We start from the raw sequence: 416 nt of genomic DNA, 5'->3' as shown, positions 1-416 counted from the left end.
GCCCTGGCCAATGACCATCTCTACCCCCGTCCCATGGTTGATGACGGCCCCGACGACATCTACGACACCCTGGCCGCTGCGGTGCGTCTGGCGGATGTCCGGGCCGCTGAGGCCAACATGGCCACCATCGGCTACGGCGGGCCGAGGGCCTCTCAGTTCGTGCAGGACGCTCGAGACGGGCGGTGGACGATCGTGCTTCACAGTCGGGAGGACCGGGACCGGGATCAGGGCTTCGTCCTGACCGATCAGCTGATGACCCTGGGGGTGAGCACCATGGTCTACGTCATCGGGGAGGACGATTCTCCCGTCGGTGACCCCAACGGCCCCAGCCGGGGCATCCCCCTGATCCCCGTATCCGCCACCGAGGTATGGGGGCACCTATCATCATGGATGTGGGCCACCAACTAAACCAGCCC

General features: G+C 66.1%; 1 pseudogene. It reads left to right on the top strand.

Annotation, left to right across the window (positions count from 1 at the left end):
* Positions 1 to 408: pseudogene (locus HMPREF2883_RS01995) on the top strand (hypothetical protein); the annotation flags it as partial.
* Positions 409 to 416 lie beyond the last annotated feature (8 nt).

The sequence above is a fragment of the Actinomyces sp. HMSC075C01 genome (assembly GCF_001812965.1).
In the GTDB taxonomy this organism is placed as follows: Bacteria; Actinomycetota; Actinomycetes; order Actinomycetales; family Actinomycetaceae; genus Actinomyces; species Actinomyces acetigenes.
Note: the sequence above shows the minus strand (reverse complement) of the source record. Positions and strands in the feature narration are given on the sequence as shown.